This window comes from Pedobacter suwonensis (genome assembly GCF_900111825.1).
Classification (GTDB): domain Bacteria; phylum Bacteroidota; class Bacteroidia; order Sphingobacteriales; family Sphingobacteriaceae; genus Pedobacter; species Pedobacter suwonensis.
The window spans coordinates 1-12,916 of record NZ_FOJM01000034.1; the positions used below are offsets into that span (position 1 = coordinate 1).

At 43.2% G+C, this 12,916-nt stretch carries 2 protein-coding genes; both read right to left on the reverse strand.

Annotated elements, in window-relative coordinates; genetic code table 11:
• On the reverse strand, positions 1 to 3,332 hold a 3,332-nt coding region (locus BM107_RS24365; protein WP_139222340.1), incomplete at its 3' end, for a non-ribosomal peptide synthetase.
• Between the two features lies 1 nt (position 3,333).
• The coding region (locus tag BM107_RS24370) for a non-ribosomal peptide synthetase (protein ID WP_139222341.1) at positions 3,334 to 12,916 on the reverse strand (9,583 nt) is incomplete at its 5' end.

The window sequence follows — 12,916 nt, forward strand, 5'->3', positions numbered from 1 at the left end:
TTATCCACAGCAGGCAAAATAGCCGAATAAGCCGGGCCGCCCGAAAGGCCTGACATATGAAGCGATAAGCTCCGGATATCCTGGTGGCTGAAGATCGTCTTCAGCGCAACCTCGCTGCCCGTTTCCTTGCGGATGCGGTTCACCAGGTTCATCGCCTTCAGCGAGTGCCCCCCCAGGTCGAAGAAACTCCGTGTCACACTGATCCGATCAGGCGAAAGCTTCAGCACATCGGACCAGATCGAAACCAACAGTTCCTCCATCGCTCCGCGGGCTGCAACATAGTGATCCTCCGCCGAAAGGTCAACTTCGGGGAGCCCCCTGCGGTCGATCTTCCCGTTTACCGTCAAAAGAAAAGAAGACAGATGAACATAATAAGAGGGAAGCATGTAATCGGGAAGCAGCTCCTGAAGGTATTCCCTGATTACAGCTATTGATATAGGTTTTTCTGCAACATAATAGGCAACCAGGTATTTATCACCTTCTTCCCCCTTCGCCATAACTACCGCATCAGAAATATTTTCATATTCCTGTAAACGATTTTCTATCTCCCCCGGCTCGATCCTGTAACCGCGGATATTAACCTGGTGATCAATTCGACCTATGTATTCCAGTTCGCCATTAATCTGCTGACGACAAAGGTCTCCGGTGCGATAGAGGCGTTCACCCGGGCGATACGGGTTTTGTACAAATCGCAATTCATTCAGCTCAGCTCGATTGAGGTATCCCCTTGAAACGCCTGCTCCTCCAACATAAAGCTCTCCTGAAACCCCTTGAGGAACCAAGCGCTGGCAGGCATCAAAAATGTAGGTAGAAAGCGTGGGAATGGGAACTCCAATATTATTCACATTGCCCATAATCTCCTGCTCATCAATCAATTTATACGTCACATGAACAGTAGTCTCGGTGATACCGAACATATTGATTAACTGCGTATTAGGATACTTTTTAAACCAACCAGCTAATTTTAAAGGCTTTAACGATTCTCCTCCAAATATAATATACCGCAATTTCAACTGGTCTAAGGATAATCCTGCCAAAGACTCTGCTTCAATTAAATTATAAAATGCAGAAGGGGTTTGGTTCAGTACCGTAACACCATGAGACACCAATAAGGACAAAAAGTTTTCAGAATCAATGGCTACCATTTTTGGAATGATCACCAGTTTGCCACCAAATAAAAGTGCTCCATACATTTCCCAAACACTAAAATCAAAGTATGGGTTATGAAACATCGTCCAAACATCTGCTTCATTAAAATCAAACAAGGGCGAGGAATGGAAAAACAAACGAACTACATTACGATGTTCTACTAATACCCCTTTAGGATAGCCTGTAGTACCAGAAGTATAAATTACGTAACAAAGATCGTCGGCTTTATTAACTGGAACAACGGCTTCTTCGCTAACAGATTCCTCATCAATTACTTCCTGAACAGTTAATGTTTTTATCGTGTATATTTCATGATGATCAGCATCGGTTACCAGCAAAAGCATAGCTTTACTGTCTTCCAATAAATAATTAATGCGATCCTGGGGATAATCCAAATCCATCGGAAGATAGGCGCCACCTGCTTTGAGAATACCCAGCATACCTATTATTGTTTCCTGACTACGACCAGTTAGTAAACCAACAATACTGTTAGGCCCTACCCCTTCTTTTTGTAAAACGCGCGCAAGGCGATTACTCATCGCATCCAAACTTCGGTAGGTCAGTTCGCTACCCTGATCTACAATGGCAACACGTTCGGGATGTAGCATAACCTGTTTTTCAAAGCAGCTGATAATGGTATATTCTTCAGGATAGGCATCCAAAGACCGGTTATGCTGGTTCAGAAGCTGATATTTCTCTTCTTCTGATAGAATATCTATTTCTTCGATAAGAATATCAGGTCTCAGGATTATAGCATTGACAATACGCTCCAGATAACTTCCGAAACACTTAATCTTAACTTCACTAAACAAGTCTGCAGCATAACTAAAACCCAATTGCAAACGGCCGGCATATTCGGAGGCAAAAAGAGATAAATCAAACTTGGAGATGCCTGATCCCTGAGCATAGGGAGAGAATTGTAATCCAGGGATAGACAAGGCTTCTGTATTGAAGTTTTCGTAAGAAAATGTAGCTTCAAAAAGCGGATTACGACCTGTACCACGCGGCAGTTTCAGTTCATCAACCAATTCTTCATACTGAAAATCCTGATGATCAAAACATGATAAGGTGCGGGAACTTACTTTTCTGAGAAAATCCTGAAAACCAAGCCTTCCTTCAGGAAAATTACGTATTGCCAGCATATTGATAAAGACACCGATCATGTCTTCAAGATCTGCATGACGGCGACCGGCTACAGGTGTACCCACTACAATATCTTCCTGGTTACTCAGCTTGCTTAGCAAAATCGTATAAACAGACAATAAAACGATATACAATGTCGTGCCCTGCTCTTCAGCTAACCTGCGAAGCGCTGCCGTTGTCTCCTCATTGAGTTCAAAACTGTAATTTCCACTTTTATTTGATGATTGTTCTGAACGTTGACGATCAAGAGGAAGTTCAAGCGCTTCGGGAATATCTCTATACTCAGTGAGCCAAAAAGACTTTTGTTCGCGCATGCGGGTTTGTTCAGCCCCGCTTTGTTGCCATTCTGCATAGTCTTTATACTGTAATCTTAACACAGGTAACTGCTGGGCATCGTATAAAGACATAAAATCACGTATTAAAATACCATGTGAAACACCATCGGTAATAATATGGTGCATATCAACCATCAGCAATGAAGTCCCATCAGTTACGTGTAACAGGCCAACACGTAATAAAGGACCACGCTTAAGGTCAAATGGCCGGATAAAACTTTCCATTACTCCGGCAACCGCTTCTGCTCCGCTCTGGTATTCCGTTATCGAAAATCCCGAACCATCGCCAATTACCTGAAATGGCTCATCACCTACCATCTCAATGGTTGTCCGAAGAATCTCATGCCGCATCATCAACATCTGAAAAGCATTGACTAAGCGCTCACTGTCTAATTTACCACTCACCCATGCAGCCTGGGGCATGTTATAGGCCAGAGATTCCCTGTCAAACTCATGTAGAAAGTACAATCGTTTTTGAGCAGATGAAAGTGCATAATACTTTTGCTGCGCTGCAACCGGGATTGAATCAAATTTATTGACATTTTTTAAACCTTCAATAAAGGTAATCAGTTCAGCTTTATTCTTCCTCACCTCATCCAAAAGTTCAGTACATTCCAATCCTTCCGGAATTTTTAGTTTAAGCTGGTTATTTAAAACATCAATGCTTATATTTTTGGCTCTTAGTTTAGATATGATATTCTCCATATTAGATGATTATTTCGTTTTTATTTTCATTGCCAAATCCCGAATCTTCTTCTTTACTCACCCACATGCAAGATTCAATGAAACTGGCCATTAGGCTAATGGTAGGTTTTTGGAAAAATTCCTTTAAGGCAATTTTTAGGTGGAATTGTTTATAGATACTATTTGCAAGTAAAGTTGCGTTCAGGGAGTGTCCGCCCAGTTCGAAGAAACTCCTGTTTACGCCAATCTTATTTTCTTCTATTTTCAGTATGTCAGACCAAATGTGCACCAATTGCATTTCGATTTGATTCGATGCAGCCTGATCGTCATCTGCCATCATGTCCGGATTTAATTCGGAGAGCCTTCGCCGGTCTATTTTGCCATTACTGGTTAATGGAAATTCGGGTAAATGAATATAGTATGATGGAAGCATATAATCCGGAAGCGAGCTTTGAAGATGCTGTTTTAATCTGCTTATTTCATTGGATGATGTTGTTGTATAATAAGCAATCAGGTGTTTATCATTCCCTTGTTTCTGAACCATCACCAATGCCTGCTTAATTTCCTCTAATGCGGTAAGTGCCATTTCAATCTCCCCTGGCTCTATACGATAGCCACGAATCTTTACCTGTTCATCAATCCGACCCATAAATTCCATGTACCCATCTGCCCTCCAGCGAACAAGATCGCCCGTACGGTACATCAGACTATTCTCTTCGAAAGGATTGTTTACAAACTTTTCCCGGGTTAAAGCATCATTGTTTACATAACCCTTTGCCAAACCTAAACCAGAGATGTATAATTCTCCCAATGCACCTTCAAAACATAAATTTTGATACTGATCCAATACATATACATGTGTTCCTGATATAGGATGCCCGATGGGAACGGATGCATCCTGCTGTTCTGCCAGATAGATGAGACTGGTTACAGTTGTTTCAGTTGGGCCATATTCGTTATAAAATTTATATTTCTTCCTGTAACGATTTGCCAGCGTTGCACTGCAAACTTCTCCTCCGGCAATAATTCGTTTCAATGAATTGGGTTCAGGCAGATTAACATTTTCCAGGAAAGATGGCGTGGCATGAAGGTGGCTTACCTTATGCAAAAGCAGACAGTCATTGAACATTTCCTGATCTGTGAGTGTCTCTTTGCTTAACAATACTAAACCGGCACCGTTTAATAATGCCAGCCAGATTTGCTCTACAGAGGCATCAAAACTAATGGTCGAAAACTGGAGAATGCGCTCGGCAGCTGTAATTTCAAATAAATTCGACTGGCTTTGAATCAAATTGATTACCGATTCATTATTTACCATTACCCCTTTAGGTTTTCCGCTACTGCCTGAAGTGTAAATGATATATACCGGATCAGAAGATTGTACCTGAACCTCATCATGCAGTTCGCCGGCACTTTCCGCTAAAGCAATGTCCAATACAGCAATATGCTGATGATATTGCGCAGCATAAATTGCTGAAGTAAACAAAAAGCCGGCACCGCTGTCTTCTAGCATATAAAGTACACGGTCCAGCGGTAAAGCACCATCAATTGGTACATATGCAGCACCCGCTTTTAATGTAGCGAGAATTCCGGCAATCATCTCTGGCGATCGATCCAACATCAGACCGATTACAGTTCCCTGCGATGTCCCCGAATGCCTTAAATACATACTTAAGCGACTAGATAGCCTATCAAGTTCCCGGTAACTCATTGTCTGATCTCCGAAAATGATTGCTACGGCATCAGGATTCTTTAACACCTGCGCATTAAACAGCTCTACCAGGGTCTTATCGGTTCGGTAAGCAGGAACAATCCCCTTACCTTTTTCGATTAAGCGTAAACGTTCGGTAGAAGGAATCAGATCAAGATCAGGCAATACTGCATCAGGATTTGAAAGTAACTGTTTAATGATGTGCTCCATAGAAAGAATCATTTTATCCATTAAACCGGGATCATATACCCTGGAATTGAAATCGAACTGAATGTTTATTTCCTCACCCGGAACAACCAGAATACTTAAATCATAATTAGTTTGTTCAAAAAGTTTTACATGATCAATTTCAATATTACCGGAAATATTTTCCTCCGGATCATAACCTTCCAGCCGCTCAGACAGTGGATAATTTTCAAACACAATGATGTGGTCAAACAGCTCCCTTCCCGGTGCTGTTAAAGCTTGTATTTCTGCTAAAGGATGGTAATGAAAATTAACGGTTTCGAGGGCCTGATTTTGCACTGCCTTTAATAATTCGGCAACAGTATCTGTACTATTACAGGTTATCCTTACAGGGATGGTATTAATAAACAAGCCAACCATACGTTCTATATTTTCAATTTCAGCAGGTCGCCCGGATACTACAGCGCCAAACACAACATCATTGGTATTGTTGTATTTGCTCAATAAAATTGCCCAGGCCGTTTGTATAATACTATTAACGGTTACACCATGTGTGCGGGAAAGTTTATTGATCGCCTGAGCGGTGCTTTTATCTATAATAAATGAACTGGCACTGAATTCGGGCTGTGCAGAATTGCTTGTTTTTTCCTTTTTCGGTAAGCCTACAGGCGTTTCATAAAGCAACAAATAATTCTTCCAGTAATTGGCAGCTTCATCTTTGTCTCTGTCGTTGATCCATTTGATATAATCGGCGTAAGGCTTAACAGGGGCAAGTGTAAATTCGTTACCGCTGGCTAAACCCGAATAAATTTTTCTGAACTCTTCAATAATGATGGCCATGCACCAGCCATCCATCAGGATATGGTGATGACTCCATATAAATTCAAATTCATTTTCCTCAGTTTGCAACACCGTTAATCTCATCAGACTGTCATCACTGAGGTTGAATTTATTTGACCTATCTTCCTGGCGTAACAACGCTACAATCGTCTCTTTTGAATCGTTTTTATATTCAGCCCGAATATCTTTATACAAAAAGTCTACCCGACTTTCCTCTAAAACCATCTGCAGTGGTTGTTTTAATCCTTCATGTAAAAACCGGGTTCTGAGAATATCGTAGCGTTGAGATAACCTATCAATACTGGATTTAACGGCTGCTACATTTAAATGACCTTTTACGGTAAAGGTCATTTGTTCGAAATAATTATCTGACGATTCATCAAGCAAGGCATGAAATAACATTCCCTGTTGCATTGGAGATAAGGCATAAATATCAACAAAATTATATTCACCCTTTAATTGATTCAACTTACTGATTGTTAAATCTTTATAAGTAAGATCAGAAGGACTTAATTCAACTTTTCCGTAACTGCAACAGTAATCAATCACTTCTACTAAACAAGTCCTGTAGTGATCCATCAGGCGTTGCATTGTCGATTCCTTAAACTGATTTTTACTATAGATAATATCCATATATAACTGATGTCCGGATACCAAGCCCAGCACTTCCAGATCATACGGCCTCACCTGCTCTGCCGCAACAATATTTCCTTTTGATTCTGAGGAAATGGTGTAAGACTTATTATCCATATCCTGATCGAATTGTCCGAGATAATTAAAACTTACCCTGGATGCTTTTTCAATATCATTTTGCGATGAATCTGCAACCATATATTTATTGATCAGGAAATCCCATCCTTCATTGGGAATGCTTCTCAGTGCTTCTTTTACCCCTTTAATTATCTCCGACAAGGCCATTTCGCCGTATTCGAGTATTACCGGATAGATGCTGGTAAACCAACCAACTGTACGGCTAATATTGATTGATGGATCTGCACTTTGACGGCCATGACTTTCCAAATCAATCCTGATGGCATCATGACCGAATTGTTTTACTATACTCAATAGTAATCCGGTTAATAGTATATCATTAATCTGGGTTCCAAATGCAATCTGCGAATGTTTCAGTAATTTTGCAGTTTCAGCTTCCGTTAAATGAAAAGACACCACCCCGGTGCTGCTATACGTATTTTCACCTTCAAAAAGTTCCGGTACGATGTAGTTTATTTTTTGGTTGCTAATGTTATCCCAGTATGATTTAGCCTTCAGAAAAGCTTTATGCTGCAAATACGAAGAGAAAGTACCGGACCACATCTGGAAAGAATCGGTTTTCAATGGCAGTTCCAATGGCTTGTTTTCTGCCAATAACTGGCAAAGTGTTTCAATGTCTTCAAATAAAATTCTCCAGGATACCCCATCGATGATTAAGTGATGAATAATGATCAATAAATGACTACTATCATTAACATGAAACAAGCCGAGTTTCATTAACGGGCCGTTTTCCAGGTCTATACTTTGCTGAAGCTCGTTAACCTTTAAAAACATGATTTCTTTTGCATCATCCCGTTTTGATAATTCGAAAGTTGTTAGCGATACCGGGATTCCTGCTTCAAGATTTCTTTGGTAAATGCCTTCTTCTCTTTCGATAAACACCATCCGCAATGCATCATGATGTGTTTGTAATTTGTGAAATATCTGATTGACGGATTCAGCAGAAATACCATGCTCAAACCTTAACATCACGGCATGGTTATTATGGTGCCTGTAAAGTTTATTTTTATCAAAAAACCAAGATTGAACCGGGCTTAACGGAACATCGCCATAGGTAGCAGATTGATCCGATATACGTTCAAGATGCTTCAATTCTAATGCGAGTGTTTTGATTGTGGGGAATTTAAATACAGATTTAACCGATAGTTCATATCCTAAACCACGAAGACGTGAACTAATCTGAATAGACTTAATCGAGTCGCCACCCAATGAAAAGAAATTATCGTCAATGCCAATCCTTTTTACCCCAAGTACTTTAGACCATATCTCCGCTAAAAGTATTTCTTCTTTTTTGGTTGCTTCCACATAAGCACCCTGTTCTTCCACATCCGGATCTGGCAATGCCTTCTTATCAATTTTTCCGCTGGCGGTAAGTGGAACATTTTCCAGGTACATATAGGTTACAGGAACCATGTATTCAGGCAATTTATTATGTAAAAAGGATTTCAATTCCGATGTTTCGACCTCTTGCGCTGCAGTATAATAAGCAACCAGAAAGTGGCTGCCCTGTTTCTCTTTTAAAAGTACTGTAACATGATGAATACCTGAATAACCCATCAATTGATTTTCAATCTCTCCCAGTTCAATCCTGTATCCCCTGATTTTAACCTGGTTATCTATTCTGCCTACAAACAAAATCTCTCCATCAGCTGTCCATTTTGCCAAATCGCCTGATTTATATAACCGCTGGTTTTCACCATAGGCGCTTTCTATAAATTTTTCTGCAGTAAGGTCTTTATTGTTCAAATAACCTCTCGCAACGCCGGCACCACCGATATATAATTCTCCTGCAACTCCGTAAGGCAGTAATTCGGCAGAAGAATTTAAGATATAGCATTTTACATTCTTTAATGGTCTTCCTATTGGAACGGATGGTCTTTCATCATCTGATGGTATAGAATAAGCACTGCTGTATACTGTTCCCTCTGTAGGGCCATAAACATTTTCTATGGCAATACCTGTATTTAATTCCCTAAATTTTCTAACCAATTTGCCGGATAGTGCCTCGCCCGCAAGGAAAATATATTTTAATGTTTCCAGTTTGCTTAAATCTTCCTGTTCTATAAAGCTCAGGAATGCAGAAAACATGGATGGAACAAAGTTGATATGTGTAATGCAATTCTTCCCGATGGTATTCAGTATCGCTGCCGGATCATTTTCTGAGCCTGAGTTAAGTATATGGAGGCTTCCTCCGTTTAAAAACCATCCGAATATTTCTGCAACGGATACATCAAAGGAATAATTTGTTTTTAACAGGAATTTATCTGATGCTGATAAGGGATACTGCTGATCCATTGCCATAATCATATTTACCAGTGAATGATGTTCGATCATCACACCTTTAGGCTTACCTGTAGATCCGGAAGTATAAATGATATAAGCTAAATCTTTACCTGTAATATCTAAACCTGGCCCGGAATCAGCAATGGTATTGGAAACCTCCCATAAGTTACGGATAGTGATCTGTTTAACCTGAGCTGAAATCGGATATTGAATATCATCACCTTTAATAATAAAACTTAAGCCTGAATCTTCAATGATTGAATTAATCCGTTCCAAAGGATGTTTAATGTCAATGGGGATATAGGCATATCCTGCCTTGAGCACACCAAATATAATCGGAACGAGGTTTATCTCACGATCAATGATTAATCCTATTATTTTCTCTTTTTCCGGTCCCAGGTGTTGATAAAGGTAGTTCGCTATCTGATTGCTTCGCTGGTCTAGTTCGGCATAGCTCATCACCTGTTCTTCATCCCTCAATGCCACAGCATCAGGTGTTTTACCTGCCTGCCGAGAGAATAAATCAAGGATGGTCAGCTCATCCGGATAAGCAACTTCCGTAGCATTAAAACCATAAAGCAACGCCTCCTGCTCACCCGAACCCAATACTGCACCTATCCCTATACCCCCCTCTGGTTCCCTTAACATCAGCTCCAGGATCCGGTGGTAATAAACCATAAACCGTTCAACCATATCACCGCTCACAAAATTACTCTGGTAACATAAAGAAAGGTTAAGCCCGCCTCCGGTACGGTCGACATTCAGGTTGAACAGCGAGTTGTTCCTCGTTTCACCCATAACGGCTTCACCACCATCAGCACCTTCCTGTTCAGATAAGGCCGAGCCACCACCATCACTCAGCTCTTCATGCTCCAAAGCATCGTAAACATGGAAATCCACATAATTGAACAGCACATCGGTGATCGGGTTCTGCTCACCGGCCGACTCTTTCAACGCTGACACGATCTTCGAAAAAGATAAACGCTCATAAGCTTTCTGACCGTTCAGCTTTGTATTGATCCCCTCTACAAAAGAAAGCCAGCTCCCCTCACCAGGAACAGTGACCCTAAAAGGTACCGTGTTTAAAAAACAGCCCAGGATCTTGTCACCGTCCTCCAAAGCTGGCCGGTTGTTCGTTACCATCCCAACCGTCAGGTCGTTATCATAGCTCAGCATATACAGACCATACACAAAGGCCGAAAAACAAAGTGCTCGTACACTCACCCCCGAAGAATGGTTCCAGGCGTTTAAACCCGCAAGCAGGCTTTCATCCAAACGCGAATAGTGTGTCCGGTAAACCAATTCCTCTTCCACAGAAGAAAATGAAAAACGTTTATAACCCTTCAGCTCATCCTGCCAGTAAGACCGCAAAACCGCATCCCGGGATGCAAGTTCCTGATCGATCACAAAGTCAAGGTAACTGTGCGCTAAGCCCGAAGGGCGGAAACCAGGATCCGATGAAAGGCTCACCAGTGTATTATGGAGTTCTGTATTAAAAGAGGCCTCACTCCAGCCGTCAATAATCGCATGGTGGCAAACCAGGCATAAGCAGCTCCGCCCATCCCCAAGACGGAAAACAAGCAGCCGGAACAGCCCCGACAGTCCAAGCCCAAACGGCTCATCCCTGTCCCGCTCCAGTGCCTCACGGATAAAAGCCTGCTGGGCTGGCACAGACAGACTGCAAAGGTCATGGTGGCGGATATCGGCAACACCCTGTGAAAAAACAACCTGTAACAGTTCAGCACCATCACCCTGGTAAAAACCGGTCCTCAGAATCGAATGCTTATCGATCAGGAGCGCCAACGCATGGTCCAGCAGCGAAAGGTAAGCATCAGGGTAGCGCACCACATGCACCATCTGGTCATGGTAAAGCCCGCGTTCTTTCATCGAATGGTAAAGCATGCCCTTCTGGATATCACTGGCAGGGTAAACCGCGGTGACCATGGAGGCATCCAGCGAAGGGTTTGAAGCCAAAAAGGACAAACGGAGACCGGCATAGGCAGACAGCAGTTCCTCAACCGCATCCTCTTCTTCTACCAAAGCAGATACAGGTACCAGCCTCGGGCCAAGCTCTGCAACACTCTGGTAGGTAAACAGGTCGGCAATGCTCATCTTCAAACCCAGCTCACGGTTGATCCGGCTAACCAGTTTCAGCGCCAGCATCGAATCACCCCCAAGACTGAAAAAGTTACTGTTCAGCCCAACTTCATCAACCTGGAGTACCGAAGACCAGATCCGGCACAGCGCAATATCAGCTGCACGCCCGGGGGCAACATACAAACCGTCACCATGGTAGACCGGGGCAGGAAGTGCCTTACGGTCCACCTTCCCGTTTACCGTCTGGGGAATAAAATCAACCTGCACAAAGTGCGAAGGAACCATATAATCGGGCAGCAGCCCCGAAAGGTAAGCGCGTATCCCGGACAGGTCTATCTCCTGCAGACCAACCAGGTAGGCACACAGGGAAAGGTTGTTCCCATCATCCTCCCGTACAATTACAACCGCATCGGAAACCAGCTCATGTTCCAGCAAACGCCCCTCTATCTCGCCAAGCTCGATCCGGTGACCACGGATTTTAACCTGGTGGTCAATACGCCCGATGTATTCCAGTTCCCCGTTCGGGCCCTGGCGGCAAAGGTCGCCTGTACGGTAAAGCCGTTCACCCGCACGGTAGGGGTTGTCCACAAAACGGGAAGCGGTCAGCTCCGGACGGTTCAGGTAACCACGGGAAACCCCAGCCCCCCCGACATAAAGCTCACCGCTTACCCCACGGGCTACCAGACGGCGCGATCCATCAAAAATATATGCAGACAGTGTGGGGATAGGCACCCCGATATTGCTCACATTGCCACGGATGTCTTCTGCAGTGATCAGCTTATAGGTTACATGGACCGTAGTCTCGGTGATCCCGAACATATTCACCAGCAGGATATCGCTGTATTTTGCATACCAGTCTGCAAGCTTTAAGGGTTTAAGTGCCTCCCCGCCAAAAATAATATACCGCAGCCGCAATGCCCCGGGCGCCAGCCCGGATGCCGATTCTGCAGCAATCAGGTTATAAAATGCCGATGGGGTCTGGTTCAGTACCGTAACACCCTGCTTAACCAGCAACGAAAGGTATGCGGAAGGGTCGCGGGCAACCATTTTGGAAACCATAACCAGTTTGCCCCCGTAAAGCAGCGCACCGTACATCTCCCAAACACTGAAATCAAAATACGGGTTGTGGAACATCGTCCAGACATCTTCGGCACCGAAATCAAACAAAGGATCCTCATGGAAGAACAAACGCACCACATTCCTGTGCTCTACCAGCACCCCCTTGGGGTAACCCGTAGTACCGGATGTATAAATCACATAGCAAAGATCCTCAGGCTGGTTTACCAAGGGCAGCCTTTCGTCTGTGCTTTCCTCCTGCCCCAGCACATCCTGCACAACCAACGTTTCTATCCCATGTGCCACTTTATAACCGGCAGAGGTAACCAGCAGCAGGACAGCTTTACTGTCGTCCAGCAGGTAACTGATCCGGTCTGCAGGATAATCAAGGTCCATCGGAAGGTAGGCTCCACCGGCTTTGAGGATACCCAGCATACCGATAACGGTTTCATGGCTCCGCCCGGTTAACAGGCCTACAATGCTGTTGCGCCCAACACCATGTGTACGCAGCACATGTGCCAAACGGTTGCTCAAACGGTCAAGCTCACGATAACTCAGCTCCAAATCATTGTCAACCAATGCAATACGATCCGGACACAAATTAACCTGCTCCTCAAAACAACCTGTAACACTAGCCGATAAGGGATAACTAACTGTGGAA